The sequence below is a fragment of the Sphingomonas sp. Leaf343 genome (assembly GCF_001423765.1).
In the GTDB taxonomy this organism is placed as follows: domain Bacteria; phylum Pseudomonadota; class Alphaproteobacteria; order Sphingomonadales; family Sphingomonadaceae; genus Sphingomonas.
The window spans coordinates 436,754-462,670 of the sequence record NZ_LMPG01000001.1; the positions used below are offsets into that span (position 1 = coordinate 436,754).

Below are 25,917 nucleotides of genomic sequence, written 5' to 3' on the forward strand. Positions count from 1 at the left end.
CGGACTTAGCCGGTCCGCGGCGGTGCGGAGCGAGTTGTCGCCCCTGTGCCAGCGCCACCGGATTGCGGGCTGGCCGATACGAGAAGGGCGACCCGCAGGCCGCCCTTCCGAATTACTTGCGAAGGCCGAGCTTCGCGATCAGCGCCAGATACCGGTCGCCATCCTTGTGGCGGAGGTAGTCGAGCAGCGAGCGGCGCTTGTTGACCAGCATCAGAAGGCCACGACGCGAGTGGTTGTCCTTCTTGTGATCCTTGAAATGCTCGGTCAGGTTGCGGATACGCTCGGTCAGGATCGCGACCTGCACCTCGGGGGAGCCGGTATCGCCGTCCTGGCGCGCATGCTCCTTGACGAGCTCGGTCTTGCGCTCTGCGGTAATCGTCATGAATCTTCCTTCGACATCGTCACGTTGAAGCCCCTGACGACCCGCACCTCTCCTGCGAGCACATCGACCAGCGCCACGGGGACGTCATCGAGCATCGCAAAGGCCGCGCCGTCGGTGGCTGCGATCCCGGCCAGTACACGCCCCTGTCGGAGCGCCCCTGCCTGGTCGGGGGTGAGGGAAAAAGCCGGGATGTCGTCCAGCCCCGCCCTCAACGGCAGGAGTATCTGTTCAAGGGCGCGCGCCTGCCCGAGTTCGCCCAGTTTGTCCAGCGATATCGCCTGCGACAGGTCGAACGGACCCGCCTTCGTGCGGCGCAGCATGGTCACATGCCCGACCGTGCCGAGCGCCAGCGCGATGTCCCGCGCGAGACTGCGGATATAGGTGCCCTTGGAGACATGAGCGATGAGGGTGGCCTCTTCCAGTTCCTCCCCGGCATGGGGAGGGGGACTAGCGAAGCTGGTGGAGGGGCGACCGGGGGCGATGTCGCTCATGGCGGCCTCTCCGTCACGTCCTGCGAACGCGCCCCCTACCCGTGCCAGGAAGGATTTCAGGGAGAAGATCGTCACGTCGCGGCTGGCCAGCACCACCTCCTCGCCGGCCCGCGCGAGATCGTAGGCGCGTTCGCCGTCGATCTTCAGCGCCGAATAGGCTGGCGGCACCTGCGCGACCGGGCCGGTGAAGCGCGCCAGCACCGACTCCAGCGCCGCCGCGGTCGGCCGGACCGACGACGTTGCGATCACCGCGCCCTCGGCGTCGAGCGTGTCGGTCTGCTCGCCGAAGCGGATCGTGAAACTATAGACCTTGTCGCTGTCGAGCAGGCGACCGGCCAGTTTGGTCGCCTCACCGACGGCGATCGGCAGAACGCCGGTCGCCAGCGGATCGAGCGTGCCGCCATGGCCGACCTTGAACTTGCCATAGCCACCTTGCCGCAACGCGCGCTTGACCGCGCTGACCCCTTGCGTGGAGCCGAGCCCCAGCGGCTTGTCGAGTATGATCCAACCGTGCATCATAGTGCCTCTAGCCGAGGCGGGCCGGAACCGTCAGCGTTTTGCCGCGAGCTTTCCACCTTTCGACGGTGGCGTGGCGGTGGAGACGATGCTCTTCACGCCGCAGGTGACGTTGGGATAGCGCAGAAAGCGGATGCGCGAAAAGCGGTCGAACACGCCGTTGCTGTCCGTCGTGTAGGTCAGCGTATCGAGATTGCCGATCCGCGGGCAGGGGCCGGACGTCGTGACACGGTACCACCGCTCCGTCCGGTCGCGGACGAACAGCACGTCGCGGGTGGGTCCATGCTCCCAGTCGCGCAGACCGCCATTGCCGGCGTAGCTGATGACGGTTTCCTTTTCGGGCGGCGTACCGGCTGTGGCGGTCTGAATCAGGGCGGCGGTCAAGATCGGAAGAAGCATGGCATTCTCCTTATGTCATAGACGCTTAACTGGCGCTGACGGGCTCCGTTCCGGCAAGCGCCGTACAGTAGTGTCGGCGGCAGAGCGCGACATAACGGTCGTTGCCGCCAATCTCCGTCTGCCGCCCCTCGGCAACCGGATCGCCCTCGTGATCGACGCGCAGGTTCATCGTCGCCTTCCGCCCGCACTGGCAGACCGACTTTATTTCGATGAGCGAGTCGGCCAGCGCCAGCAGCCGCGCCGACCCCTCGAACAAATGCGCCTGGAAATCGGTGCGCAGGCCGTATGCCAGCACGGGAATGTCGTGGACGTCGGCCAGCCGGGCGAGCTGGTCGACCTGCCCGGCAGTCAGGAACTGCGCCTCGTCGACGAGGGTGCAGGCGATCCGCTCCGCTGCATGCCGGGAGAGTACGCACGCCTCGATATCGGTCAGCGCGTCGAACGCGGTCGCCGGCTGGGTCAGGCCGATGCGCGACGTGATCGTACCCCGCGCGAACCGGTCGTCGATCGCCGCGGTGAACAGCATGGTCGCCATGCCGCGCTCGCGATAGTTGAAGTCGGCCTGGAGCAGGTTGGTCGACTTCCCCGCGTTCATCGATGCGTAGTAGAAATACAGCTTGGCCATGTCAGGCGAGCGTTTCGACGGGGATGGGGGACGACGATCCGGCGAGGCCTGCCAGGTTCGTCTCGAAGCTGACGAAGCCGTCGGTGTCACGTCCACCGAGGATATGCATCATGTCCGCGAAATCCGCCCCCGCCTCGAACCGATGGATCGCCCATTCGACCAGATCGCGGTCCGCGACGCAGACGGAGGGAAGGCGCAGAATGTCCCTGAGCGTGGCCGCAAGATCCTTGCGCCGCATTCGATAGCTGGAGCGCAGGACCCAAGCTGTCTCGAGCAGGACGGTGTCGGAGATGAAGCACTCGTTGGTCAGCAGAAAGTGCTCGGCGATCGGCGACTGCGACGGATCGTCCTGCGTCACGTATCGGACGATGATGTTAGTATCGACGGCCTTCATCGATCCCAGTCCGGCCCACTGTCAGCCCACATCTTCGTGACGGATGCCTTCATGTCATCGAGGGGGACGGGCGGGCCGTCGTACTGAACGCGCGCCCGAATACGCGCGGTGACCACATCGAAAGGCTCTTTCGGTCCAGCCGCACGCCGACGCAGGAGAACTCCGTCCGGTCGCTCGATCACATCGAGCCGATCGCCCGGCGAAAGATGCAGGCGATCACGGACATCCTTCGGGATGACGACCTGACCCTTGCCGGAGATTGTTGTCTGAGCGTTCATAATGGTAAGATGCGTCTTACCGGCACCTGCGTCAATCCTCGGCCAGATCGCGCGCGACGGTCGGCTGGCGGAGCAACGCATCAATGTGGCTGCCTTCGTCGAAACTCTCGTCGGCGAGGAATTTCAGCTTCGCGGCGTACTTGTTCTGCACGCGAGCGGCGACCTCGCGTTGCAGGTACGCTGTATTGGTGCGCAGCGCCTTCAGCACCGCCTCCTCGTCCTTGCCGAGCAGCGGCTTCACGAACACCGTCGCGTGACGCAGGTCGGGCGACATCCGCACCTCCGTGACTGACACGACGTGCTTGGCCAGCACATCGTCGTGCACGTCGCCGCGGGCGAGGATTTCGGACAGGACGTGGCGCACCTGTTCGCCCACGCGCAGAACGCGAACGGATTTCTCGGGAGCGGCTTCGTCCTTACGCATCGTGTCGGTCCTGCGGTGCTGACACCGCCTCGTAGAAAGTGGTGGGCGTGTAGAAGGTCAGGCGATTGCTCGCCGGATCGGTGATCGTGATCTCGCGCGTACCCCACGGCGTCTCGCCCGGAACGCCGGGTCGCGCATTGCCGTGATGCTTGGCGAGCAGGTCCGCGGCGAATGCCACTACGTCGTCGACGGGAATACGGATCGCCGACCCCGGCGTGGCATCGCCATAATGTTCCGACAGGTGCAGCACGCAGTCGCCGCGCCGCACGCCCCGGTACAACGGCAACCCGGGTTCGAAGCGGTGCTCGAACACCGTCTCGAACCCGAGGAAGTCGATGTAGAACGCGGTGGTCCGCGCCTCGTCGAAGCTGCGCAGGATCGGGATCGGCGCCTCGAACATCGTCGCCTTACAGCGTCCGCTCGCGCATCTCGACCTCGAACGTCTCCAGGAAGTCGCCCGGCTTGATGTCCACGAAGTTCGACGTGAAGGTCACGCCGCACTCCAGACCCGCACGCACTTCGGGGACATCGTCCTTGAAGCGGCGCAGCGACGCGATCTCACCCTGATAGATGATGACGTCGTTGCGCGTAATGCGTGCCTTGAGCGCCTTGCGGATGACACCGTCGACCACCAGCAGACCCGCCGCCTTGCCGTGCTTGCCGGCGGAGAAGACGTCGCGGATTTCCGCGCGGCCCACCACCGTCTCGAACGCTTCCGGCCCGAGCTCGCCCGCCATGCCGGCGCGGATCTCGTCGGTCAGGTCGTAGATGACGTCGTAATATTTCAACGCCACCTTGTGCCGCTCGGCGATCTCTCGCGCCTTCGCATTCGCACGGACGTTGAAGCCGATGATCGGCGCGCCGCTGGCACCCGCCAGCGTCACGTCGCTTTCGGTGATGCCGCCGACGCCCGAGTGCAGGATCCGGGCACGAATCGCGTCGGTGGAGATCTTGTTGATCGCCCCGACGATCGCCTCGACCGTCCCTTGCGTATCGGCCTTCACGACCAGCGGATACTCGATCGCCTGCTTGTCCTTCAACGCGGAGAACATGCTCTCCAGGCTGGCGGGGGCCGTCGTCGTGCGCTTCTGGGTGATGACGCCCTGACGATACTCCGCGACCTCGCGGGCGCGCGCCTCGTTCTCGACGACCTGTAGCGGATCGCCCGCGGACGGCACGCCGGACAGGCCGAGCACCTCGACCGGCATCGACGGCCCGGCTTCCTTGATCTGGCGACCTTTGTCGTCGACCAGCGCCCGGACCTTGCCGCTTTCCGCGCCGACGACGAACACGTCGCCGACCTTCAGCGTGCCGCGATTGACCAACACCGTCGCGACCGGGCCGCGACCCTTGTCCAGCTTCGCCTCGATCACGGTGCCTTCGCCCGGACGATCGGGGTTGGCGGACAGTTCGAGCAATTCGGCCTGAAGCTGAATCTTCTCGATCAGCGTATCGAGGCCGAGCTTCTTCAGCGCGGACACCTCGACGTCCTGCGTCTCGCCGCCCATCTCCTCGACGACGACCTCATGCTCCAGCAGGCGCTCGCGCACCTTCTGGGCATTCGCCTCGTGCTTGTCGATCTTGTTGATCGCCACGATCATCGGCACGCCGGCCGCCTTGGTGTGGTTGATCGCCTCGATCGTCTGCGGCATCAGTCCGTCGTCCGCCGCCACCACCAGCACGACGATGTCGGTGACGTTGGCGCCGCGCGATCGCATGTCGCTGAACGCTTCATGGCCCGGCGTGTCGAGGAACGTGACCTTCGACTTGTCCTTCAGCGTGACCTGATACGCGCCGATATGCTGGGTGATGCCACCCGCCTCGCCGCGGACCACGTCGGTGCCGCGCAGCGCGTCGAGCAGCGACGTCTTGCCGTGGTCGACGTGACCCATGATCGTGACGACCGGCGGACGCGACCGCAGCGTGTCGGCGGCATCCTCCGTCGTGTCGAGCACCAGATCGATGTCGGCATCGCTGACCCGGACGATGTTGTGACCGAATTCGGTCACCAGCAGCTCGGCCGTGTCCTGGTCGATCGTCTGCGTCATCGTGACGGGCATGCCCATCTTGAACAGCGTCTTGACCAGATCCGCGCCCTTTTCGGCCATGCGGTTGGCGAGTTCCTGCACGGTGATCGCGTCGGGCACCTGCACGTCGCGGACCTGCTTGGCCTGCGGCTCGCGATTGCCGCCGAAGCCACGCTTCTCCTTCTCGCGCGCACGCTTCAGCGCGGCGAGGCTGCGCGACCGCGCACCATCGTCGCCGAGCGCCCGGTTAACGGTCAGCTTGCCGCCACGACGCTCGTCGCCCTTGCGGTCGCGCTGGGTCGGCCGGCTGGGAACGCTGTTGCGCGGGGTGGCGGAGCCGGACGTGAACGCGCGCGGCTGGGCGGATCCACCCGATGCCGCGGGAGCGGACGTCGGCGCGGCGGCGGCAGCAGGCTGCTCCACCGGCTTTGGCGCAGGCTTCGGGATTTCGGGACGCGCGACCGGAGAGAATCGGCGCGGAGCCGGCATCGACGGATCGCGGGCCAACTCGATCGTCGGCGCAGGCGCGGGAGCAGGTGCGGGCGTCGGCGCCGCGCGTGCCGGTGCAGCGACCGGCGTCGGCACGGGAGCCGGTGCGGCCGGCGCAGGTGCGGCCTCGGCGACCGGCGCAGCCTCGGGCTGCGGTTCGGGCGCAGGCGGCACGGACCGCTCGACCGGGCGGAAGCCACGACCCGCAGGCGTCGGCACGACGACCGGCGCGACAGGGGCCGGCGCAGGCGCGGCTGCGGCGACCGGAGCGGGCTCCGGTGCGGCCGGCGGCGTCTCGACGACGGGCACGGGGGCAGGGGCCGCCGCGCGCTCTTCGGCGCGACGACGCTCGTCCTCGACGGCGCGGGCACGTTCCGCGTCCTCGCGACGGCGCGCATCCTCCAGCGCGTGCATGCGCTGATCCTCGGCCTCCCGCAGCATGCGGGCCTGACGCTCCTGCGCCGTCTCGTTCGACGGGGCGGGGCGGGATGCCGGCGCAGCGGCGGGTGCCGGCGCAGCCTCGACCGGCGCGGATGCGGCGGCCTCCACCTGCGGTTCGGCAGCGGGCGCGGGATCGCCCGGGCGGCGCAGGACGCGCGCCTTCTTCGTTTCCACGATCACCGTATTGGAGCGGCCGTGGCTGAAGCTCTGCTTCACCTTGCCGGTCTCGACCGTGCGGCGCAGCCCCAAAGGCGCGCGCATTCCGAGTTTCGGCTTGTCGTTGTCGGTGTCGCTCACTCAAATTCCTCGTGCACAGTCGCGGCCGGTGACGCCCCGGCCCGGAGTTCATCCGGGCGGTGCGCCGATGCGCCTTGCGAGGCCGTTTCGCAAGGGGCCGTGGGTTCGCGCAGCTGGTCCTGCGGCGATCCCGGTTGGGGTTCGGGTCCGATGAAATGCAGCCAGCGGCCGAGCGCATCGCTCACCCGCTTCGCCGCCAGCCGGTCGGTCAGGCCGATATGTACCACATTCTCGCGGCCCAGCGCCAACGACAATATGGGGCGCTCTACCGGCAACGCCAACCCCTTCAGGGCGGAACCTTCGCGATCCGATCCGACCCGCCACGCCTGCGCCAGTTTGTTGCGGCCATCGAGGCCCGAGTCGGCCGCGTGATACAGGGCATGAAGCTGGCCCGAACGCGCCGCCGTCTCGATCCGGTCGAACCCGGTCAACAGCATGCCGCCACGCGCCTCCAGCCCCAGCCGATCGAGCGCGTTCCGCTCCAGCGCCGCCGCGATCAGCGCGGGCAGATCGTCGCCGAGCGCGAATTCGCCGGTCTTGAACGCGCGCGCCAACGCACCGCGCAGGCGGCCCTTGGCATAGCTCGCGATCAGCCCGGCGCGATCGACGCCGATCCACGCGCCGCGACCGGGGGCCTTGGCGCGCACGTCCGGAAGCACCCGCCCGTCGGGGGCGAGCGCCAGCCGGATCAACTGCGCGCGCGAGTCATGCTCCCGGCTCAGGATACACTTGCGGGTGGGATCCTCCTCTTTCGAAGAAGGGTCCGGCCGCGAAGAGACGTCCGTCAGGGTCTCATTGCGAGGGGTCCGCATGCGCGTCCTCCCTCACAGGAGCCGCGGCGATGGTGCAGCGACACAGCATCAGGCGGTCTTGTCCTCGTCCGAGTCGGTGTCGGTGTCGGTGTCGGCGACCGGAGCGGCGTCTGCCACCTCGTCCTCGACTTCCGGTTCGGACACCTTCGAAGTCTCGACTTCGGCCTCGACTTCGGCCTCGTCATCGGCCGCGGCCGCGGCCGGAGCCTCGTCCTCGAACCAGTGGGCGCGGGCGGCCATGATGATCTCGTTGCCCTGCTCGTCGGACAGCCCGTACTGCGCGAGAATGCCGCCCTTCGGCTCCGGCCGCTTCGGCGCGTCCTCGTTGCGACGGCGCGGCTCGATGCGCTTCTTCTCGACCAGTTCGTCGGTCGCGAGATCCGCGAGATCGTCGAGCGTCTTGATGCCCGCCTTGCCCAGCGTCACCAGCATCGCCTCGGTCAGATACGGTATCTCCGCCAACGCGTCCTCGACACCCAGCGCGGTCCGCTCCTCGCGATTGGCCTGCTCGCGGCGATCCAGCGCCTCCTGTGCACGACTTTGAAGCTCGGCACCCAGATCGTCGTCGAACCCTTCGATGCCGGCGATTTCCTCCAGCTCGACATAGGCCACTTCTTCGAGGCTGCTGAAGCCTTCGGCCACCAGCAGCTGGGCCAGCGTCTCGTCCACGTCCAGCTCGTTCTGGAACAGCTCGGAATTCGTGACGAACTCCTTCTGCCGCTTCTCCGACGCATCCGCCTCGGTCAGGATATCGATCGCCTTGCCGGTCAGCTGCGAGGCGAGGCGGACGTTCTGGCCGCGACGGCCGATCGCCAGCGACAGCTGGTCGTCGGGCACCACAACCTCGATCCGCTCCTCCTCCTCGTCGATCACGACACGGCTGACGCTGGCGGGCTGCAGCGCGTTGACGACGAAGGTCGCGATGTCGGGCGACCAGGGGATGATGTCGATCTTTTCGCCCTGCATCTCCTGCACGACGGCCTGTACGCGGCTGCCCTTCATGCCGACGCAGGCGCCGACCGGGTCGATCGAGGAATCGCGGCTGATGACGCCGATCTTCGCGCGCGAACCGGGGTCGCGTGCGGCGGCCATGATCGTGATGATGCCGTCATAGATTTCCGGCACCTCCTGCGCGAACAGCTTCTTCATGAAATCGGGATGCGCGCGGCTGAGGAAGATCTGCGGGCCGCGGTTCTCGCGCACCACCTTCAGGATCAGCGAGCGGATACGGTCGTTGACGCGCACCACTTCGCGCGGGATCTGCGCGTCGCGGCGGATGACGCCCTCGGCGCGGCCGAGATCGACGACGACGTGACCGAATTCGACGCGCTTGACGACGCCGGTGATGATCTCGCCCTGACGGTCCTTGAACTCTTCGAACTGACGCTCGCGCTCGGCGTCGCGGACCTTCTGGAAGATGACCTGCTTCGACGCCTGCGCCTGGATGCGGCCGAACTCGATCGGGGGCAGCGGATCGACCAGGAAGTCGCCGACGACCGCGCCGGGCTTCAGCTTCTGCGCACCCTTGACGTCGACCTGCTTGTACAGGTCGTCGACCAGCTCCACGACCTCGACGACGCGCCACAGGCGCAGGTCGCCGGAATTCGCGTCCAGCTTGGCGCGGATGTCCATTTCCTGCCCGTAACGCGTACGGGCGGCGCGCTGGATCGCGTCCTCCATCGCCTCGATGACGATCGCGCGATCGATCATCTTCTCGGTCGCGACCGAGTTGGCGATCGCGATCAGTTCGGCGCGGTTGGCGGTGGCCGTGGCCATCAGTGGTTATCCTCTGCTGGCGTGGACGATTCATGATCGTCCGACGCGTCTTCCAATTCGTCGGCCCCTTCCATGGAAAGGGGCGCGGTGGCGGCGATCAGCCGGTCGGTCATGACCAGCTTCGCATTGTCGATCTGGTCGAAGCGGACCGTGGCGATGCCGTGCTGGCCGAGGTCGACGCTGATCGCATCGCCCTCCACACCCGCCAGATCGCCGGTCAACTGCTTGCGCCCGTCGATCGTCTCCGTCAGGCGGATGCGGGCCTCGTGCCCGATCCAGTCGGCGAAATCGCTGAGCCGCGTCAGCGGACGGTCGATGCCGGGCGACGACACTTCCAGCCGATACGCCTCGGCGATCGGGTCCTTGCCGGCGGCCTCCATCTCGTCCAGCCGGTCGCTGATGCGGTGCGACAGCGCGGAGCAATCGTCGATGTTCAACTGGCGCGTGTCCGGCCGCTCGGCCATCACCTGCAACGTCGGGTCCGATTTGCCGCCCGTCATCTTCACGCGCACCAGCGCAAACCCCAAAGCCTGCGCTTCGGGTTCGATCAGGGCGGTCAGTGCGGCGATATCGGCCAAGTCATGCTCCGGACAGGTATGCGGCTTCGGCGCCGCGGAGCTTCGCCCCGCAGCCTCTTCATCCGACGATGTAGAGAAAGCATGGCCGATATAGAGGAAGCCCCGGGATCGCACAATCCCCCATCAGTCCGGTATCCCTCTTTGCGTAGACGCCGGAACCGCTACATCATGTCACTGGTATTCCCGCCGACTTCGCTCTTGTCACAGGATGATCCGTGCTCCGCACCAGCCTCTTCGCCGCCACCCTGCTCCTGTCCGCCGCCGCCGCCTGCTCCGCGCAGGAAACGGCACCGGCGTCGGACGACACCAAGCCGTTCGTGGAGACGGTGGTCGCCGACTTCGACTCGCCTTGGGCGATGACGTTCCTGCCCGACAAGCGGATGCTGGTGACGGAAAAGGACGGCCGGATGCTGCTCGTCTCCGCCGATGGCCGGCAGAGGCAGACGGTGGCGACGATCACCGTCGACAGTGCCGGGCAGGGCGCGTTGATGGACGTCGTCCTCGCCCCCGACTTCGCGACCAGCAAGCGCGTGTACTTCAGCTACTCGGCGGCCGGCGAGGGCGGCAAGGGTGTGGTTCTCGCGCGTGGTCGCCTGCGCCCGGACGGTGGTGGTGGCGAGCGGCTTGGCGAGATCGAGGCGCTGTTCCGCGCGCGTCCGTTCGTCGATGGCAACGGCCATTATTCCGGCCGCATCGCGTTTTCGCCCGACGGGAGATATCTGTTCTTCACGAATGGCGAGCGGCAGAAGTTCGATCCCGCGCAGGACCCCAAGGTCACGCTCGGCAAGGTGCTGCGCCTGACGCTCGCCGGCAAGCCCGCGCCGGGCAATCCCCTGGCCGCGAAGGGCTTCGCGCCGGAGGTTTGGAGCTACGGGCACCGCAACCTGCTCGGTCTCGCCTTCGACAAGGCGGGCAATCTCTGGGAGCAGGAGATGGGTCCCAAGGGCGGCGACGAGGTCAATCTGATCCTGCCGGGTCGTAATTACGGGTGGCCCAAGGCGTCGAACGGATCGCATTATGACGGTCGCGATATCCCCGATCACAAGGCCGGCGACGGCTTCGAAGCGCCGAAGCTGTGGTGGAACCCGTCGATCTCGCCGGGCGGCCTGATGATCTATTCGGGCGACCTTTTCCCCAAGTGGAAGGGCGACGCGTTCATCGGTGGCCTGTCCAGTCAGGCGCTGCTCCGCGTCGACCTGAACGGCACCAGCGCGACCAAGGGCGACCAGTTCCCGATGAATGCCCGCATCCGCGAGGTCGAGCAGGGACCGGAGGGCGCGATCTACCTGCTGGAGGATGGCGGCCAGTCGCAGGGCCGGCTGATCCGGTTGACGCCCAAAGGGTAGGGCGGTTGCTCTTCGTCGTTGCGGTCGACCCGGTTCGCTTGCAACGACGACGCCGGGCTCATCGCTCGATCAGGTAGTTCAGCCGCGCCGCCGCGATCGGTTTTGCCCGGTCGTCCTGCCACGCCGTCGCCTCGACATTGGCGATGCGGTTGCCCAGCCGTGTCACGACGCTGGCGGCATAGGTGACGCGGTCGCGTCCTCCGCGCTGGTAATCGACGGTGACGTTAATCGGCTTGATCCGCCCGCCGCCTTCGCGTTCCAGCACATGCGCCAGCGCCGCGATCGCCGCGACCTCCAGCAATCCGGCGATCGCGCCGCCGTGCAGAAAACCGGGCCGCCCCAGCACGGGCGCGCCGAACGGCAGTACGAGCAAAGGCGCGCCGGCCTCGTCGCATTCCAGCCGCGCGCCGAGGGCGGCGGCATAGGGGGGCAGCGCGATCATGCGCGCGCCTGCTTCGCCGGTGATCCGATCAGCATGAACGTCCCCGCGACATGCGCGATCGGATCGTCCGGATCGTCGTGATAGGCGACGCCGCGCACGAACGCGATCGAGCGCGTCAGCCGGTAACACTCGCCCCGCCCGATCACCGAGCGCTCCGGCGTGGCCGGGCGGAGGTAATCGACGCGCAGGTCGAGCGTGACGTGGGGGGCGAAGCGGCCGCGCCGGATCCACACCGCCGAGCTGGTCGCCATGTCCATCAGCGCGACGATCGGCCCCGATGCCAGCACGCCCGTCGCCACGTCGCCCACCAGTCCGGTGTCGTAAGGGAGGATCAGGTCGACCCAGCCCGGCCCCTGCGCGTGGAAGCCGATGCCGAGCAGGCCGGTGTGGCCGCCCTTGACGAGATCGAAGAAGCGTTCAGGATCGAAGCCGGACATGGCCGACGTCATGCCCCGGCCGGTGCGCGAAAGGCAAATCCGGCGCTCTCGTGTCGGCGGTCGGCGTGCGCTACGCGTCGCGAAACGATCGGGAGAGACGGGCGATGACACGCGTGACCATGACCGTGGAGGATGGCGTCGCCGATGTGCGCCTGTCGCGGGCCGACAAGTTGAACGCGCTGGACGCGGCGATGTTCGCGGAGATCGCCGCGACGATCGACCGGATCGCGGCGCTGGCGGAGGTGCGCGCGGTCGTAGTGTCCGGCGAGGGCAGGGGCTTCTGCGCCGGTCTGGATATGGCGGCGATGGCGGGGGGTGGTTCCGGCCTGCTCACGACGGAGCGGACGCATGGACCGGCCAATCTCGTCCAGCATGTCGCCTGGGGCTGGCGCGCGCTGCCGCAGCCGGTGATCGCGGCGCTGCACGGTGTGGCGCTGGGTGGCGGCCTCCAGATGGCCGCCGGCGCGGATATCCGGATCGCTCATCCCGAGACACGGCTGTCGGTGCGCGAACTATACTGGGGGATCGTGCCCGACATGGCGGGCTATGCGCTGTGGCGTGGCACGGTGCGCGACGATCACCTGCGCGAGGCGATCTACACGGCGCGCGAGTTCGCCGCGCCGGAGGCGGAACGGCTCGGCTTCGTCACGCGGCTCGCGGACGAGCCGCTGGCGGAGGCGCTGGCACTGGCGCGAACGATCGCCGGACGCAGCCCGGCCGCGATCCGCGCGGCGAAGCGGCTGGCGGCCATCGAGGGGGACGTCGCCGTGGTGCTGGCGGCGGAGACGGCGGAACAGCAGCGATTGCTGGGGACTGCGGAGCAGATCGAGCAGGTCCGCGCGAACATGGAGAAGCGCGTCCCGCAGTTTTAGCCTCGTCCCGAACGAGGGAGGAAGGCGCGGTATGGAGCAGAAGGGGGTCGCGGCGAAGCCGCGCCGTCGGTCGAGCCATTTGGCAGCTCGCCGCCTGAACGGCTGGAGCGGGTGAAGGGAATCGAACCCTCGTCGTAAGCTTGGAAGGCTTCTGCTCTACCATTGAGCTACACCCGCATTCCGATCGCCTTTAGCATCGGAAGGCGGTGGTGGACAGGGCTGGATTCGAACCAGCGTACGCTTGCACGGGCAGATTTACAGTCTGCTGCCTTTAACCACTCGGCCACCTGTCCATTTGGGCCGCCCGAGGCGAGGCGGCTCCTTGGCGAAGCGCGGACGCGCTGTCAACGCCTGCGCGCCAAAGCCTGCGGAGAAAGGTTGCACGCGTCCCGCCGTCCGCATAGCGGTGCGACAACGAAGGGGAACCCGTCATGCGCCACCTGCTGCTCGCCGCCACTGCGGCCGTTATCGCCATGCCTGTCGCCGCGTCGGCGCAGGAGAACGTCACCAACCGTATCATCGACGAGGGCACGAACCACAGCCAGGTGATGCCGACGGTGCAGCACCTGACCGACGTGATCGGCCCGCGCATGACCAATTCGCCGGCGATGCGCGTCGCGGAGAAATGGACGGCGGACAAGTTCGCGCAATGGGGTCTGAAGAACGTCCACAAGGAAGCGTTCCCGTTCGGCCGCGGCTGGACGATCGAGCGGTCCAGCGTCCGCATGACGACTCCCCGCGTCGTGCAGTTGACCGCGATCCCGATCGCCTGGACGCCCGCGACCCAGGGGACGCTGACCGCCCCCGTGATCGTCGCGCCGATCGAGAAGGAGCGCGACTTCGCCAAGTATCGCGGCCAGCTCAGCGGCAAGATCGTCCTCATTACCGAGCCCGGTACCGGCGACGAGCCGACCACGCCCGATTTCAAGCGGCTGTCGGGCGAGGACCTGTCGAAGCTCGACCAGTTCCAGCAGCCAAGCTACGACCCCGCCGCCGCCGACCGCCGGCTGAAGCGGCTCGACTACGCCAAGAAGCTCGACGCCTTCCTGAAGGCGGAGGGTGCGGTCGCCTATGCCACCAAGTCCTACCGCGACGGCAAGCTGGTGACGGGCGAGGGCAGCCTGTTCGGCGTCGGCGAGACGGGCGCGCTGCCCGGTATCCAGATCGCCGCCGAGGATTACCGCCGCCTCGCACGCCTCGCGAAGACCGGCGCGGCGCCGACGCTGGAAATCGTCAGCGACGTGCGCTTCGACGACAGCGATACGAACGGCTACAACATCATCGCCGAAATCCCCGGCAGCGATCCCAAGGCCGGCTATGTCATGGCCGGCGCACACCTCGATTCGTGGGTCGCGGCGGACGGCGCGGCGGACAACGCCGCCGGCTCGGCGATGATTATGGAGGCCGCGCGCATCCTCGCCGCCACCGGCATCAAGCCGAAGCGCGCGATCCGCTTCGCCCTGTGGGCGGGAGAGGAGCAGGGCCTGCTCGGCAGCCTCGCCTACGTACAGAAGCATCTCGCCACGCGCGGCGGCCCGAACGATCCGGTCGCCAGCGGCGGCAACGCCTATTACACGTGGTCGAACCGCTGGCCGGTCAACCCCCAGCCGGGCTATCGCGACCTCGCCGCGTATTTCAACATCGACAACGGCTCGGGCAAGCTGCGTGGCCTGTATGCGGAGAACAACCCGGCGGTGGTGCCGATCTTCCGCGAATGGTTGGCGCCGTTCTCGGCGATGGGCGCGTCGACCGTCGTCATGCGCCAGACCGGCGGCACCGATCACGTGTTCATGCAACAGGTCGGCGTACCGGGCTTCCAGTTCATCCAGGATCCGCTCGACTATTTTCCGCGCATCCACCACACCTCGGTCGACACGTTCGACCATCTGAAGGCGGAGGACATGCGCCAGGGTTCGATCGTGCTCGCCTCCGTCCTCCTGTCCGCCGCCAATGCGGACAAGCCGCTTCCCCGCAAGCCGGTGCCGACGCAGCCCGTCGTGACCGACCCGTATGCCTACCCGCAGGATGACGATTGATGGCCAAGCGTGGACACCGCCCCTCGACCGGCGTCGGCAACCGCCCGCGCATCTGGGGGCGTCATCCCGTCACCGCGGCGCTGGCGAACCCCGACCGCACCGTCCGCAAGCTGTGGATGACGCGCGAGGCGGCGGCGGCGCTGGATGTGCCGCCGATGATCCCGGTGACGTTCGCCGATGTCGCCGATCTCGGTCGGCTGGTGCCGTCGGACGCGCCGCATCAGGGCGTGGTGGCGGAGGTCGATCCGCTCGACGACATGTGGCTCGCGGACCTGCTGGAAACCGGACGCGACGACCAGCGCCCGCTGGTCGTACTCGATCAGGTGACGGACCCGCATAATGTCGGCGCAATTTTGCGCTCGGCGGCGGCGTTCGATGCGCTCGGCATCGTCACGCAGGACCGGAACTCGCCTCCCGAATCCGGCACGATCGCCCGCGCGGCATCGGGCGCGCTGGAGACGGTGCCGTGGGTCCGCGTCGTCAATCTCGCCCGCGCGCTGGACGAGATCGCGGAGGCGGGCTTCTGGCGCATCGGCCTGACCGGCCATGCGCCCAAGACGCTGGCGGAGACGATGGGCACGCAGCGCATCTGCATCGTCCTGGGTGCGGAAGGCGAGGGCATGCGCCAGAACACCGAGCAGCATTGCGACGAACTGGCGAGGCTGCCGATCGGCGGCAAGGTCGAGAGCCTGAACGTCTCGAACGCCGCCGCCATCGCGCTCTACGCGGCGGCGACGCGCGGCTAGGCTCCGTCATGCCGGGGCGTTCCGGCATGACGGAAAACCGGCTTCAGCCCGCGGGACCGCCGTCGAGCGCGACGGTGATCGCCTTTCCGCCATAGCGGACGGTTTGCCCCGCGCCTTCGGCCAGCCCGATGCCCTTGCCCGGCCCGACCGGAACGACGCGGAAAGTGCGCGACGCGGCCATGCCGGGATAGCGGCCCTGCCGCGCGCCGATCGTCAGCGTGCCCGCCTTGTCATCCAGCGTCAGGTCGATCGTCGCCCGCTCGCCCCGCCGCCAGCCCTGACCGTCGCCGGCATCGTCGTACAGGGTGAAGCGGCCATCCGCGCCGCGGTAGATGCGCAGTTCGGTCGGCAAGCTCACGGATTGTTCGGCATACTGGACCTGTTGCCCCAGCGGCAGGATCGTCCCCGCGGCGACATGCAGCGGGATCTGTCCGATCGGCGCGGCGACCGCGATCCGTTCGCCGCCCGTGCGACGTTCGCCGGTCCAGAAGTCGTACCAGTCCGCGCCGGCGGGCAGATGGACCTGCCGCGTCGTCGCGCCCTTCTCGACGACCGGGCTGACGAGGATGGACCGTCCGAACAGATATTGATCGCGCAGGTCGCGCGCCCGCTCGTCGTTAGGAAAGACGGTTCCGACCGGGTAAAGGAATGACGCTCCGCGATCGGTGACCTGCCACGATTGCGCGTACAGGAACGGCAGCAGCCGATATCGCAGGGCGACCGCAGCGAGCAGCGGCGGGCGTGCCGCCTCGGGGAAGCTGTAGATTTCTTTGCCCGACCCGGTTCCGTGGATGCGGAACATCGGGTTGAACACCGCGAATTGCAGCCAGCGGGTGAACAGTTCCTGATAGCCGGGATCGTCCGGGCTGCCGCCGAAGAAGCCGCCGATGTCGGCCGACCAATAGGGGATGCCGCTCATCGAGAAATTGACGCCGGCGGGGACCTGCGCGCGGAACACGTCCCAGCGCCCGGCGACATCGCCGGACCAGGTGATCGCGGCGTTGCGTTGCTGCCCCGCCCATGCCGAACGCGTCAGGATGATCGGCCGCCTGGCGGCATAGTCCGCGATCATGCCGTCGTGGACGGCGGTGGTATGAAGCAGCGGATAGGCGTTATAGACCACCGCACCCGGGCCGGCGGCCGTCTGCACATCGCGCATCTCGCCCCATCGGCCGCCCAGTTCCGCCTCGCTGCCGTCCAGCCAGTAACCGTCGAAACCCAGACGACCGAGCCGCTCCGAAACATGCTTCCAGTAGGTGGCGCGCGCAGGCGCGGAGAAGGCGTCGTACCAGCGGCCCTGGCCTGCAGGATACACGTTCGGATAGGTCTTCGGGTACAATCCACCCACGGCCTCCAGCGCCTTCGTGGTGTCCAGCCCCAAATCGAAGCGGGGCCAGATCGACACCATGCTGTGGAGATTCTGGCGATGCAGCGTGGCCAGCATGGCCTTCGGGTCCGGGAATCGCGCCGGGTCCATCCTGTGGCTGCCCCACTCGCCCGGCTTCCAGTATTGCCAGTCCTGCACCACGGCATCGAGCGGAATCTTCAGTTCGCGGTAGCGCGCCGCGACGCCCAGCAATTCCTGCTGCGACGCGTATCGCTCCTTGGATTGCCACAGGCCCCAGGTCCAGCGCGCCATCAGCGGCGCTTGCCCCGTCAACCGGCGATAGGCGCCGATCACGTCGTCGACATCGGGGCCGGCGAACAGGAAATAATCGATACCGGTCCCCGCCTGCGAGCGGAACACCATCCGGTCGGTCGCCTGCGGTACGGCGATGGCGACATCCGTGACGGCGGCGTTGTTCCAGAACAGGCCGTACCCGGCGCTGGATACCAGCACCGGCACGCCGACATCGGTGTTGGCCTGTTGCAGGCGCACGGTGGTGCCGCGATAATCGAGCAGCCCCGCCTGATGCTGGCCCAGTCCGTAGATCGCCTGTCCGCCGCCGATCTCGAACCGCTGCTGCACGCTGCCGTCCGGATCGGGCGCGTCGCCCAGTTTGCGGCTGCCGGCGTCGGCCTCGCCGATCAGCGTCTTGTCGTCTGCACCGAGTAGCGCGACGCGGCCGTCGCCCTTGCCGACGGCGACCCGCATGGCCGGGGTCGCGATGACGTACCGTTCGGCCTCGTCCGCCAGCGTCCATGCGACGCGGGCCGGGGCGCCCAGCACCGCCGGGCCGTTCGGGATGGCGGCGGCGCCCGGTCCTGAGATCGTCACCCGCATGGTCCGGTCGCCCCATACGGTGACCTGCAGGATGCCCTCGGGAATGCGGAAGCTCGCGCCGTTCGCCGTTTTCGCCTGAAGCGTGGCGTCGCCGGAGGTGGTGACCTGCGACTGCCACGGAGCCTGCGCCGATGCCTGCGTCGCGACCAATCCGGTCCCGAACATCGCGAATCCGATCATAGCGTAGCGCATACCCACTCCAATCCGCGCGGATCAGCCCGCGTCTCGCGTGAGATATGTCAGACTATTGATACCGATAAAAGAAGGTACCGCCGTCAACGACGTAAGGCTGGCGATGTGGGGCTGGCCGCCTGCACGCTGTCCTACAGCGGGTGATCTGGGTTATGGCGGCGGAATGTCGTCTTCCCGCCAGCCGGATCGGACCGATAGCAGGTCGTTGATGTGGCGAAAGGTCCCGGCTGGATGCGATATCCCGTGACCTTTGGGACCATTCGCGTCGCCTCGCTCAATCCTCCGCGGCGATCGTGACGCGCAAGCCGTCGAGCGCCGGGCCGAACGGGATCTGGCACGACAGTCGCGATGTCGCGGTGCGGTCGCTGGTCGAATCGAGCAGATCGTCCTCGTCGATGCCGATCGGTGGCAACCTGTCGGCGAAGTCGGGATCGACATGGACGTGGCATGTCGCGCAGCTCAGGCAACCGCCGCACAGCGCCAGCAGCTCGTCGACGCCGCCGTCGCGGATGACTTCCATCACCGACAGGCCCGCCTCGCCGGTCAGCTCGCGGGTCTCGCCTTCGCGGGTGGTGACGATCAGCGTGGGCATTGATGTATCTCCGAAATCCGTTTGCGTGCATGGCGGCGCGGCGCGCGCCGATCAAGCGACAACAACCATCCCGGGAACGACGACATGGGCCTGACCGCCGACCAGATCCGCGACAGCCTCGACGCGCTGACGGCGACGGAACCCGCCTTCGCCGCGGCGATCGGCCGGATCGGCTATCCCGCGCCGCGCTATCGCGGGCCGGGCTATTCCACGCTGTTGCGCACGATCGTCGGGCAGCAGGTCAGCGTCGCCTCCGCCGCCGCCGTCTATGCCAAGCTGGAGGCGGTGATGGACGCCGCCGGTTTCGGCTCGCCCGATGATCCGCTCGCGATCCTCGCAGCGAGCGACGAGCAGCTGCGCGCGGCCGGTTTGTCGCGGCAGAAGGCCGGCTATGCCCGTAGCCTCGCCGACGAAGTCGCGAGCGGGCGGCTCGACCTGAAGGCTTTGCCCGAGGATGATGAGGAGGCAATCGCCCAGCTCGTCCGGGTCAAGGGCATCGGCCGCTGGTCGGCGGAGATCTACCTGCTGTTCGCGGAAGGCCGGCCGGATATCTGGCCGGCGGGCGATCTGGCGGTGCAGATCGAGGTCGGCCGCATCCTGGGTCACGAGACCCGCCCGTCGGAGAAGCTGACCCGAGAAGTGGCGGAGGCGTGGCGGCCGCATCGCGGCGCGGCGGCGATTTTCGCATGGCATCATTACGGCGCGGACATGACCGTGCTTTGATCCGCTCGCTGAACTCCCGCTAAACACACCGTTCCGGACGCATTCAGGCCCTGAGCGCTAGACACGGCAACACGGTCGCGGCTCGTGCGTTTTGACCAGATGGACCGGGTATAGCGTATGGAGGTCTGAGATGACGGGTTTGTGGAAGAAGGCTGGGCTGGGCGCGGTAATGGCCGCAACGGTCCTGACGGCGGCGGCGCCCGCGGATGCGCAGCGCTGGCGCGGCGGTTATCGCGGTCATCACCGCGGCGGTGGCGATGTCGCGGCGGGTGCGGTGCTGGGCGGCATATTGGGACTGGGCGTCGGCGCGGCGATCGCGTCGAGCAATCGCAACCGCTATTATGACCGTGGCTATTACGGCGGCGGCGGATATCGAGGTTACGACCGCGGCTATTACGCGCCGCCCCCGCCGCCGGTCCGTTACCGCGGCTATTATGACGGCGGTTACTATCAGCAGCGTTGCTGGACCCAGTGGCAGTTCGATCCCTATTATGGCGATCGGGTGCCGGTGCAGGTCTGCAACTGAATTCGGTTCGTCACGGGGAGAACGGCGTGGGGCTTCGGTCCCGCGCCGTTTTCTCTTGTCAGCGGGTCGGATCGCGGTAAGCCGCCAGCATTATGACCGATACGCCCCCCGATCGCCTCTCGATCAACCCCGACAGCCCCTATTTCGACCAAGCGCTGCTGGAGCGCGGCATCGGCATCCGCTTCAAGGGTGCCGAGCGAAAGGATGTCGAGGAATATTCGATTCCCGACGGCTGGATCCGCGTCGCGCTGGGCAAGAAGGTCGACCGGAAGGGGCGGCCGTTGACCCTGAAGCTGTCGGGCGAGGTCGAGGCCTGGTTCGAGCGTCCCGCCGCGACAGACGAAACGACGACCACCGACGAGGGCTGAAGCGCCTCCTCGGCGATCCGCTGAAGCTGCTGCGTGATGAGCGGGTCAAGGCCGAGATGCGCGGCGGCTTCCTCACGTGGACCCAGCGTGCGCGGATCGATGCCCGTCACCGCGCCGAATACCGTCAGTGCCGACAGGTAATAGCCGGCGCTGCTGGCGTGATACTGGTCGTAGGTCCAGAGATCGACCTTACCGTACGCGATGCCGTCGAACGGATTGCCGTCGGCGATGCCGTTGCGGATGGCGATGTTCCATGCGGTGCCGACCGGGATCGGCCGGCCGAACATCGGGTCGGTGGCGCTGATCTGCGCGTTCGCGGCATAGAGGTCGTCGGCCATGCGGGTGATCGGCTGCCCCGACCAGCGGCTGCCTGGTCGATAGGTCAGATCGGCGCGCGACCATGTCGAGGTCAGATGGATGCTCGCCGCCGCGTTGCGCGCCTTCACCAGAGCGGCCAGGGCGCGGGCGGCGGCGGCGTGCGCGGTCGGATCGCCGGGCTGTGCCGCGTCAAGCGTGCTGTAGCCCTGGAGCAGCACGACATCCCATTTGCGGTCGATCACCTGACGTTTTTCCGCCAGATGCCAGGCGAGATCCTTGCCGGGGGAGGTTTCGAGGCTGACCTTCCAGTCCTGCTTCGTCTCCTCGGCGAACGTCGCGAACAGGGCAGGGACGCCGCCGATCCTTTCCTTGTTGAGGTCGGTCACGCGGTCGGGGTGATAATGCTGGACCGCCGAGCCGGCCCCGAAGGTGAAGCTGTTGCCGACGAACAGGATGGTCTTCGCAGCGGCGGGGGTGGTGAAAAGAGCAGAGGCGGCCAACACTAGCATCCACCCCGGCGAAGGCCGGGGTCCAGTCGCCACGAACGATGTGACGGCTGTCAGCCCACGCTTCGACGCGCCCAGCAACTGGACCCCGGCCTTCGCCGGGGTGGTGCGGACCGTGCGAGGCGTTCGCCCCAAAGCTAACATCACGCCGCCTGCGCTCCCGCCATTTCCAGCGCCTCGCTCGCCTCCAGCCATTTCGCTTCCGTCGTCTCCAGCTTCGCCTGCACCTCGGCGCGGCGGCGATTGAGGTCGCTCATCGACAGCTTCGCGAAGCGCGGTTCCGCCCCCGAGGGATCGAACATCGCGCGGTCGATCGCGTTGCGCTCCCTGGTCAGGCGAGCGGTGTCCTCCTCCAGATCGCGGACGGTCTTGCGTAGCGCTAGGTCGCGGTCGCGCGCTTCGGCCGCGGCTTTCTTGCCGGCCTTGCGGTCGGCCTTGCTCTCGCCCGGCTTGTTCGGTTCGCCCTTGAGGATGAACGCGATATAGTCGTCGAGGCTGCCGTCGAATTCCTTGGCGGTGCCCTCATCGACCAGCACCAGCCGGTCGGCGGTCAGTTCGACCATATGGCGGTCGTGGCTGACGAGGATGACCGCGCCCGAATAGTCGTTCAGCGCCTGCACCAGCGCCTCGCGCGCATCGACGTCGAGGTGGTTGGTGGGCTCGTCGAGGATCAGCAGGTGCGGTGCGTCGCGGGTGATGAGCGCCAGCGCCAGCCGCGCCTTCTCGCCGCCGGACATCTTGCCGACCTTGCCCGTCGCGCGCTCGCCGGAGAAGCCGAACCGGCCGAGCTGCGCCCGCACTGCGGCGGGCGTCGATCCGCGCATGATGCGGGTCATATGCTCCAGCGGGGTATCGTCGGAATCGAGTTCCTCGACCTGATACTGGGTGAAATAGCCGACCTTCATCTTGCCGGTCGCGGTCATCTCGCCGTCCATCGCCGACAGTTGCGCGGCGAGCAGGCGGGCAAGCGTGGTCTTGCCGTTGCCGTTGCGGCCGAGCAAAGCGATCCGGTCGTCCGGGTCGATGCGCAGGTTGAGGCGACGCAGGATCGGCGTGTCGGCGTACCCGACGCTGGCCATGTCGAGCGTGATGAGCGGCGGGCGCAATTCTTCGGGGTTGGGGAAGCCGAACGACAGCGTCGGATCGTTCGCCATTTCCGCGATCGGCTGCATCTTGGCGAGCATCTTCTGCCGGCTCTGCGCCTGTTTGGCGGTGGAGGCGCGAGCGGAGTTGCGTGCGACGTAATCGATCAGCTTCGCACGCTGCGCGTCCTGATTGGCCTTGGCGGCGGCAAGCTGCGCCATGCGCTCCGCACGCTGACGTTCGAACGCGTCGTATCCACCCGGATAGAGCGTGATCTTGCCGCCCTGTAGATGCAGGATGTGATCGACGACGTTGTTCAGGAAATCGCGTTCGTGGCTGACGACGACGATCGTCGCCTTGTAGGACTTCAGGAAGTCCTCCAGCCACATCACCGCTTCGAGATCGAGGTGGTTCGACGGCTCGTCGAGCAGCAGCAGGTCGGGCTGCGAGAACAGCAAGGCCGCAAGCGCGACGCGCATCTTCCACCCGCCCGAGAAGCTGTCGAGCGGCTGCGCCTGCATCGCTTCGTCGAAGCCCAGTCCGATCAGGATTTGGGCGGCGCGGGCGGGGGCGGTGTAGGCGTCGATCGCGATGAGGCGTTCGTAGATGTCGCCGAGCTTGTCGGCGTCCTGCTCCGTCTCGCTGGCGTGCATCAGCGTAGCGCGCTCCAGATCGGCGGCGAGGACCGTTTCGAACGGCGTCGCCTCTCCGTGCGGAGCCTCCTGCGCGATATAGCCGATGCGCGCGCCGCGCGGCATGTCGGCGCTGCCGCCGTCCGGTTCGAGCTGGCCGGCGATGACGCGGACCATCGTCGATTTGCCCGCGCCGTTGCGACCGATCAGGCCGACGCGGCTGCCGGGAGGAAGCGTCGCGGTCGCGCCGTCGAGGATCGTGCGGCCGCCAAGGCGCACGGTGATGCCGTTCAGGTTGAGCATGCGGCGCCCATAGCAGATTGCGGCGGTGCAGCGAAGAGGGACGGTGAAGGGGCGAAGTGGAGGAAGTGGAGGCGATTGGAGGGTGTCCTCCACTTCACGCGTCATGCCCGGAGGAGCCCGGCATAACGTGGAGGAGTCAAGATCGACATGTTGCCGCTATGTCACGCCTGTGCCGTGTAGGACATAGCTGCCCCCGTCCTGTCACAAATGCGGCCTAGCGGGTGCCTCGACCAGCACCGGGTCCGGGATGACCGGTGCCGGGTCTTCGTTTCGAAAGGGATTATTGTGACTGCTTCCGCCGCCCTCCGGGCGCTGCTCCTGCTCACCGCCGCCACCGGCGCGACCGCCGTCCATGCTCAGGAGGCGGCACCGGCCGCTCCCGCCGCGCAGGACGACAGCCTGGGCGACATCGTCGTCACCGCCGAGCGTCGGTCCGAGAACACGTTGCGCGTGCCGGTATCGGTCGGTGTCGTGTCGGGCGACACTCTGCGCGACTATACGTCGGGCGGCGACGACACGCTGCTGTCGCTGTCGGGCCGCGTGCCCAGCCTGTATATCGAATCGACCACGGGCCGCATCTTCCCGCGCTTCTACATCCGCGGTCTGGGCAACATCGACTTCTATCTCGGCGCGTCGCAGCCGGTGTCGATCATCCAGGACGATGTCGTGCTGGAGCACGTCGTGCTGAAGTCGAACCCGGTGTACGACGTACAACAGGTGGAGGTGCTGCGCGGGCCGCAGGGTTCGCTGTTCGGCCGCAACACCACCGCCGGCATCATCAAGTTCGACACGTTCAAGCCGACGCAGACGTTCGACAGCCGCGCGAGCGCGTCGGTCGGCACCTATGGCTCGGTCAATCTGGACGCGGGCGTCGGCGGGCCGCTGATCGCCGACGTGCTGGCGTTCCGGCTGTCGACGCTGATCCAGCACCGCGAGAACTGGGTCGACAACAGGTTCGCCGGCACCAGCGCGGACTCCACCGCGACTCCGCGCAAGAATGCGATGGGCGGCTATGACGATCGCAACGTCCGGTTGCAGTTGCTGCTGACGCCGGGGTCGGACTTCTCGGTCGACCTGTCGGGCCATGCGCGTTGGTATGACGGCACGTCGACGCTGTTCCACCGTGCCGCGCTGGTCAAGGGATCGAACGACGTGTCGCGTGAGCCGCGCGGCAGCGTCGCCTATGACGAGGCGCGCGACAATCCGCAGTCGTATGACACGTTCGGCGGATCGGTGCGGGCGGCCTATGACTTCGGGGCGGCGACGCTGACCTCGATCACCGCATACGAAACGACGTCCGGCTACAGCCGCGGCGATACGGACGGCGGCGCGGGCGCGAACTTCCCGGTGCGCGGCGTCGCCAACGGTTTCGGCCAGTCGCAGGGCCAGATTCGCGATCTCGACCAGTGGACGCAGGAAGTGCGGCTGGCGAGCAACGGCGATGGGCCGTTCCGCTGGCAGGTCGGCGGCATGTATTTCGACAGCCGCGACATCACCGACTTCTACCAGCGCACGTTCTTCCTGACGACGGCGGCGCGCAACCCCAACAACTGGGTGCGCCTGCATGACGTGAATACGTCGTGGGCGGGCTTCGGGCAGGTCAGCTACATGATCGACCGGCTGACGCTGACCGCCGGTGGCCGCGTGACGGAGGACAAGAAGCGCACGCAGTTGCTGAAGACGGTGCTGAGCGCGACCGGCGTGAACCAGTATCCCGCGACGGGCCGACGCGACGTGACGCTGAAGGATACGCAGCCGAGCTGGGATTTCAGCACCCTGTATGCGGCCAGCGACGATGTCAGCCTCTATTCGCGCGTCGCCCGCGGCTTCCGCGGACCGACGATCCAGGGCCGGTCGGCGGTGTTCAACACCGACTTCACAACGGCGGATTCGGAGACGATCCTGTCCTGGGAGACGGGCGTGAAGACGCGCCTGCTGAACAATACGCTGAGCCTGAACGCGACGGTTTTCGGCTACCGCGTCAAGGACATCCAGCTGAACGGTAACGACGTGTTCGGCAACGGCATCCTGTTCAACGCGCGCCGCGCCGACGCTTACGGCGTGGAGGCGGATGCGACGTGGCGGCCGGTGCGCAACGTCACTTTGGGGCTGGGCGGAAGCTGGCTGCACAGCGAGATCAAGGATAGGGGTGCCGAGACGCAGATCTGCGCGCTGAACAGCGTCGTCGTCTGCACGCCGTCCGCGCCGGTGCGCTCGGTGCCGGGGGCGTTCGGGCCGGTCTATCTGGTCAAGATCGACGGCGAGCCGTTGCCGAATGCGCCCGAGTACAACGTCAACGTCAACGCGCGGTTCGACCAGCCGCTGGGCAATGGCGGGCGCGCGTTCGTCGCGGGCGACTTCAACATCCAGGGCTATACCCAGTTCGTCCTCTACAAGACCGCCGAGTTCACCTCGAACGGCAACTTCGAGGGCGGGCTGAAGGTCGGGTACAGCGCGCCCGGCGACGCGTATGAGCTGGCGGTGTTCGCCCGCAACATCACGAACGAGAAGAACCTGAAGGGCGTGATCGAGAACTACATGGCCGCGGTCTTCAACGAGCCGCGGATCATCGGCATTTCGCTGTCGGGCAAGTTCCGCTGATCGGCTGAAGCTGGCCGCCGGGTCGTTCCGTTCCGTAGCGG

The 25,917-nt window shown here is 67.4% G+C and carries 25 protein-coding genes, 2 tRNA genes and 1 pseudogene; 8 read left to right on the top strand and 20 right to left on the bottom strand.

The features are described 5' to 3' along the window. Nucleotides 1-112: 112 nt before the first annotated feature. Genes rpsO through rimP form a run of 12 tightly spaced genes read right to left on the bottom strand, consistent with a single transcriptional unit; the run spans nucleotide 113 to nucleotide 9,929 of the window. Nucleotides 113-382: a 30S ribosomal protein S15 gene (gene rpsO, locus ASG07_RS01835; protein ID WP_055841353.1), complete on the bottom strand. Its 270-nt coding sequence runs from the start codon at nucleotides 380-382 to the stop codon at nucleotides 113-115. Beyond that, the gene (gene truB / locus ASG07_RS01840) at nucleotides 379-1,389 is read right to left on the bottom strand and encodes a tRNA pseudouridine(55) synthase TruB (RefSeq protein ID WP_055842844.1); all 1,011 of its coding nucleotides are present in this window, start codon (nucleotides 1,387-1,389) and stop codon (nucleotides 379-381) included. Before truB ends, rpsO begins: the two co-directional genes overlap by 4 nt. A 33-nt stretch (nucleotides 1,390-1,422) precedes the next feature. Further along, a complete protein-coding gene (locus ASG07_RS01845; RefSeq protein WP_055841355.1) occupies nucleotides 1,423-1,788 on the bottom strand; it encodes a DUF6491 family protein in 366 nt (121 codons plus the stop codon). Between the two features lie 25 nt (nucleotides 1,789-1,813). Then, a complete protein-coding gene (locus ASG07_RS01850; protein ID WP_055841358.1) occupies nucleotides 1,814-2,413 on the bottom strand; it encodes a thymidine kinase in 600 nt (199 codons plus the stop codon). Nucleotide 2,414: 1 nt separating this feature from the next. Continuing rightward, on the bottom strand, nucleotides 2,415-2,807 hold the full coding sequence (locus ASG07_RS01855) for a type II toxin-antitoxin system VapC family toxin (protein ID WP_055841361.1): 393 nt from the start codon (nucleotides 2,805-2,807) through the stop codon (nucleotides 2,415-2,417). Next, nucleotides 2,804-3,085, bottom strand: coding sequence for an AbrB/MazE/SpoVT family DNA-binding domain-containing protein (locus ASG07_RS01860; protein WP_055841364.1), 282 nt, complete (start codon nucleotides 3,083-3,085; stop codon nucleotides 2,804-2,806). The genes ASG07_RS01855 and ASG07_RS01860 overlap by 4 nt, the downstream gene beginning before the upstream one ends. A gap of 31 nt (nucleotides 3,086-3,116) precedes the next feature. Beyond that, the gene (gene rbfA, locus ASG07_RS01865; RefSeq protein ID WP_055841367.1) at nucleotides 3,117-3,509 is read right to left on the bottom strand and encodes a 30S ribosome-binding factor RbfA; all 393 of its coding nucleotides are present in this window, start codon (nucleotides 3,507-3,509) and stop codon (nucleotides 3,117-3,119) included. Then, on the bottom strand, nucleotides 3,502-3,909 hold the full coding sequence (locus ASG07_RS01870; protein ID WP_055841369.1) for a glyoxalase superfamily protein: 408 nt from the start codon (nucleotides 3,907-3,909) through the stop codon (nucleotides 3,502-3,504). Before ASG07_RS01870 ends, rbfA begins: the two co-directional genes overlap by 8 nt. 7 nt (nucleotides 3,910-3,916) lie before the next feature. After that, on the bottom strand, nucleotides 3,917-6,763 hold the full coding sequence (infB, locus tag ASG07_RS01875; RefSeq protein WP_055841372.1) for a translation initiation factor IF-2: 2,847 nt from the start codon (nucleotides 6,761-6,763) through the stop codon (nucleotides 3,917-3,919). Then, on the bottom strand, nucleotides 6,760-7,575 hold the full coding sequence (locus ASG07_RS01880) for a DUF448 domain-containing protein (protein WP_082474424.1): 816 nt from the start codon (nucleotides 7,573-7,575) through the stop codon (nucleotides 6,760-6,762). Before ASG07_RS01880 ends, infB begins: the two co-directional genes overlap by 4 nt. A gap of 48 nt (nucleotides 7,576-7,623) precedes the next feature. Beyond that, entirely contained in the window at nucleotides 7,624-9,351 is a 1,728-nt protein-coding gene (nusA, locus tag ASG07_RS01885; protein WP_055841375.1) for a transcription termination factor NusA, read from the bottom strand. Then, a complete protein-coding gene (rimP, locus tag ASG07_RS01890; RefSeq protein ID WP_055841378.1) occupies nucleotides 9,351-9,929 on the bottom strand; it encodes a ribosome maturation protein RimP in 579 nt (192 codons plus the stop codon). Before rimP ends, nusA begins: the two co-directional genes overlap by 1 nt. Before the next feature lie 215 nt (nucleotides 9,930-10,144). On the opposite strand from rimP, the gene ASG07_RS01895 reads away from it, so the two are divergent. Next, entirely contained in the window at nucleotides 10,145-11,275 is a 1,131-nt protein-coding gene (locus ASG07_RS01895) for a PQQ-dependent sugar dehydrogenase (RefSeq protein WP_055841380.1), read from the top strand. Nucleotides 11,276-11,333: 58 nt separating this feature from the next. On the opposite strand, the gene ASG07_RS01900 is transcribed toward ASG07_RS01895, so the two are convergent. Both ASG07_RS01900 and ASG07_RS01905 read right to left on the bottom strand, forming a co-directional pair. After that, the gene (locus tag ASG07_RS01900) at nucleotides 11,334-11,717 is read right to left on the bottom strand and encodes a PaaI family thioesterase (RefSeq protein ID WP_055841383.1); all 384 of its coding nucleotides are present in this window, start codon (nucleotides 11,715-11,717) and stop codon (nucleotides 11,334-11,336) included. Further along, nucleotides 11,714-12,166 carry a PaaI family thioesterase gene (locus ASG07_RS01905; protein ID WP_055841388.1) on the bottom strand — a complete coding sequence of 151 codons (453 nt, stop codon included), beginning with the start codon at nucleotides 12,164-12,166 and terminating at the stop codon, nucleotides 11,714-11,716. Before ASG07_RS01905 ends, ASG07_RS01900 begins: the two co-directional genes overlap by 4 nt. A gap of 92 nt (nucleotides 12,167-12,258) precedes the next feature. Between ASG07_RS01905 and ASG07_RS01910 the strand changes: the two genes are divergently transcribed. After that, nucleotides 12,259-13,026: a crotonase/enoyl-CoA hydratase family protein gene (locus ASG07_RS01910; RefSeq protein ID WP_055841391.1), complete on the top strand. Its 768-nt coding sequence runs from the start codon at nucleotides 12,259-12,261 to the stop codon at nucleotides 13,024-13,026. A gap of 103 nt (nucleotides 13,027-13,129) precedes the next feature. Here ASG07_RS01910 and ASG07_RS01915 read toward each other — a convergent pair. Together ASG07_RS01915 and ASG07_RS01920 are read right to left on the bottom strand one after the other, a co-directional pair. Further along, nucleotides 13,130-13,203 (bottom strand) — tRNA-Gly (locus ASG07_RS01915). A 30-nt stretch (nucleotides 13,204-13,233) separates the two neighbouring features. After that, nucleotides 13,234-13,319, bottom strand: a tRNA-Tyr gene (locus ASG07_RS01920). A 138-nt stretch (nucleotides 13,320-13,457) separates the two neighbouring features. On the opposite strand from ASG07_RS01920, the gene ASG07_RS01925 reads away from it, so the two are divergent. Continuing rightward, entirely contained in the window at nucleotides 13,458-15,062 is a 1,605-nt protein-coding gene (locus tag ASG07_RS01925) for a M20/M25/M40 family metallo-hydrolase (protein ID WP_055841394.1), read from the top strand. Further along, the gene (rlmB, locus tag ASG07_RS01930) at nucleotides 15,062-15,808 is read left to right on the top strand and encodes a 23S rRNA (guanosine(2251)-2'-O)-methyltransferase RlmB (protein WP_055841397.1); all 747 of its coding nucleotides are present in this window, start codon (nucleotides 15,062-15,064) and stop codon (nucleotides 15,806-15,808) included. Before ASG07_RS01925 ends, rlmB begins: the two co-directional genes overlap by 1 nt. Before the next feature lie 43 nt (nucleotides 15,809-15,851). Here rlmB and ASG07_RS01935 read toward each other — a convergent pair whose 3' ends face one another. Together ASG07_RS01935 and ASG07_RS01940 are read right to left on the bottom strand one after the other, a co-directional pair. Beyond that, on the bottom strand, nucleotides 15,852-18,212 hold the full coding sequence (locus ASG07_RS01935) for a glycoside hydrolase family 31 protein (RefSeq protein WP_236694483.1): 2,361 nt from the start codon (nucleotides 18,210-18,212) through the stop codon (nucleotides 15,852-15,854). A gap of 286 nt (nucleotides 18,213-18,498) precedes the next feature. Further along, complete coding sequence (locus tag ASG07_RS01940) at nucleotides 18,499-18,816, bottom strand: 2Fe-2S iron-sulfur cluster-binding protein (RefSeq protein ID WP_055841403.1); 318 nt, start codon at nucleotides 18,814-18,816, stop codon at nucleotides 18,499-18,501. Nucleotides 18,817-18,900: 84 nt separating this feature from the next. Between ASG07_RS01940 and ASG07_RS01945 the strand changes: the two genes are divergently transcribed. The 3 genes from ASG07_RS01945 to ASG07_RS16780 all read left to right on the top strand — a co-directional run bounded on the left by ASG07_RS01945 (nucleotide 18,901) and on the right by ASG07_RS16780 (nucleotide 20,433). Continuing rightward, nucleotides 18,901-19,539 carry a DNA-3-methyladenine glycosylase family protein gene (locus ASG07_RS01945; protein WP_055842850.1) on the top strand — a complete coding sequence of 213 codons (639 nt, stop codon included), beginning with the start codon at nucleotides 18,901-18,903 and terminating at the stop codon, nucleotides 19,537-19,539. A 130-nt stretch (nucleotides 19,540-19,669) separates the two neighbouring features. Further along, entirely contained in the window at nucleotides 19,670-20,065 is a 396-nt protein-coding gene (locus tag ASG07_RS17410; RefSeq protein ID WP_055841404.1) for a hypothetical protein, read from the top strand. A 92-nt stretch (nucleotides 20,066-20,157) separates the two neighbouring features. Further along, entirely contained in the window at nucleotides 20,158-20,433 is a 276-nt protein-coding gene (locus tag ASG07_RS16780) for a DUF3297 family protein (protein WP_082474425.1), read from the top strand. 95 nt (nucleotides 20,434-20,528) lie between these two features. Here ASG07_RS16780 and ASG07_RS18080 read toward each other — a convergent pair. After that, nucleotides 20,529-21,452 (bottom strand): annotated as a pseudogene (locus tag ASG07_RS18080) (DUF4886 domain-containing protein); the annotation flags it as partial. Beyond that, nucleotides 21,401-23,275 (bottom strand): ABC-F family ATP-binding cassette domain-containing protein, encoded by a 1,875-nt coding sequence (locus ASG07_RS01960; protein ID WP_055841407.1) that lies wholly within the window; start codon nucleotides 23,273-23,275, stop codon nucleotides 21,401-21,403. The gene ASG07_RS01960 and the pseudogene ASG07_RS18080, both read right to left, overlap by 52 nt. A 285-nt stretch (nucleotides 23,276-23,560) precedes the next feature. Here ASG07_RS01960 and ASG07_RS01965 point away from each other — a divergent pair, with 285 nt between their 5' ends. Further along, entirely contained in the window at nucleotides 23,561-25,876 is a 2,316-nt protein-coding gene (locus tag ASG07_RS01965) for a TonB-dependent receptor (protein WP_055841410.1), read from the top strand. The last annotated feature ends 41 nt before the right edge of the window (nucleotides 25,877-25,917 follow it).

Coding starts and splice junctions, on each gene's coding strand:
- rbfA (WP_055841367.1), bottom strand. CDS start 3,509: ATGCGTAAGGACGAAGCCGCTCCCGAGAAATCCGTTCGCGTTCTGCGC.
- ASG07_RS01925 (WP_055841394.1), top strand. CDS start 13,458: ATGCGCCACCTGCTGCTCGCCGCCACTGCGGCCGTTATCGCCATGCCT.
- ASG07_RS01850 (WP_055841358.1), bottom strand. CDS start 2,413: ATGGCCAAGCTGTATTTCTACTACGCATCGATGAACGCGGGGAAGTCG.
- ASG07_RS01900 (WP_055841383.1), bottom strand. CDS start 11,717: ATGATCGCGCTGCCCCCCTATGCCGCCGCCCTCGGCGCGCGGCTGGAA.
- ASG07_RS01845 (WP_055841355.1), bottom strand. CDS start 1,788: ATGCTTCTTCCGATCTTGACCGCCGCCCTGATTCAGACCGCCACAGCC.
- ASG07_RS01880 (WP_082474424.1), bottom strand. CDS start 7,575: ATGCGGACCCCTCGCAATGAGACCCTGACGGACGTCTCTTCGCGGCCG.
- ASG07_RS16780 (WP_082474425.1), top strand. CDS start 20,158: ATGACCGATACGCCCCCCGATCGCCTCTCGATCAACCCCGACAGCCCC.
- truB (WP_055842844.1), bottom strand. CDS start 1,389: ATGCACGGTTGGATCATACTCGACAAGCCGCTGGGGCTCGGCTCCACG.
- ASG07_RS01945 (WP_055842850.1), top strand. CDS start 18,901: ATGGGCCTGACCGCCGACCAGATCCGCGACAGCCTCGACGCGCTGACG.
- ASG07_RS01960 (WP_055841407.1), bottom strand. CDS start 23,275: ATGCTCAACCTGAACGGCATCACCGTGCGCCTTGGCGGCCGCACGATC.
- ASG07_RS01940 (WP_055841403.1), bottom strand. CDS start 18,816: ATGCCCACGCTGATCGTCACCACCCGCGAAGGCGAGACCCGCGAGCTG.
- ASG07_RS01860 (WP_055841364.1), bottom strand. CDS start 3,085: ATGAACGCTCAGACAACAATCTCCGGCAAGGGTCAGGTCGTCATCCCG.
- ASG07_RS01910 (WP_055841391.1), top strand. CDS start 12,259: ATGACACGCGTGACCATGACCGTGGAGGATGGCGTCGCCGATGTGCGC.
- rlmB (WP_055841397.1), top strand. CDS start 15,062: ATGGCCAAGCGTGGACACCGCCCCTCGACCGGCGTCGGCAACCGCCCG.
- ASG07_RS01935 (WP_236694483.1), bottom strand. CDS start 18,212: ATGATCGGATTCGCGATGTTCGGGACCGGATTGGTCGCGACGCAGGCA.
- ASG07_RS17410 (WP_055841404.1), top strand. CDS start 19,670: ATGACGGGTTTGTGGAAGAAGGCTGGGCTGGGCGCGGTAATGGCCGCA.
- rpsO (WP_055841353.1), bottom strand. CDS start 382: ATGACGATTACCGCAGAGCGCAAGACCGAGCTCGTCAAGGAGCATGCG.
- nusA (WP_055841375.1), bottom strand. CDS start 9,351: ATGGCCACGGCCACCGCCAACCGCGCCGAACTGATCGCGATCGCCAAC.
- ASG07_RS01905 (WP_055841388.1), bottom strand. CDS start 12,166: ATGACGTCGGCCATGTCCGGCTTCGATCCTGAACGCTTCTTCGATCTC.
- ASG07_RS01870 (WP_055841369.1), bottom strand. CDS start 3,909: ATGTTCGAGGCGCCGATCCCGATCCTGCGCAGCTTCGACGAGGCGCGG.
- ASG07_RS01855 (WP_055841361.1), bottom strand. CDS start 2,807: ATGAAGGCCGTCGATACTAACATCATCGTCCGATACGTGACGCAGGAC.